1 pseudogene is annotated in these 413 nt (G+C 65.9%); it reads left to right on the forward strand.

From position 1 onward, the window contains the following. Positions 1-247 (forward strand): annotated as a pseudogene (locus AMS65_RS19875) (M20 family peptidase); the annotation flags it as partial. Between the last annotated feature and the right edge of the window lie 166 nt (positions 248-413).

The following is a 413-nucleotide window of genomic DNA, read 5'->3' on the forward strand; positions in this document are numbered from 1 at the left end:
GGGCACCGTCACGCAGTTCATCCCGTCGATCCACCCGTCGATCGGTCTCGGCGGGCCCGACGATGTCTTCCCGCACACCGCCGCCTTTGCTGACCTCACGGTGCAGCCCCCGGCATTCGACGCGCTCGCCGATGCTGCAGTCGCACTCGGATCGGCCGCGATCGACTACCTCGCGGATGCCGAGTTGCGTGCAGCGGTGCAGCACGAATTCGAGGCCCGCGGTGGGCGCTACCGCTGGGAGGCGTAACGCATAGCGGCGCAGTTGGGCCGCGATCGCATCCTGCACCGATTCCGGGGTGCCGAGCGCATCCTAGAACTGTCTCTTACCCCCATCAGACCCTGCCGCAGGGCGCGTGAGTGTACTCATGCGCGGTCGCCGCATCATTGAAACCAATCGAGAATCACGACAGAAG

It is taken from the genome of Leucobacter celer subsp. astrifaciens (assembly GCF_001273835.1).
Classification (GTDB): domain Bacteria; phylum Actinomycetota; class Actinomycetes; order Actinomycetales; family Microbacteriaceae; genus Leucobacter; species Leucobacter celer.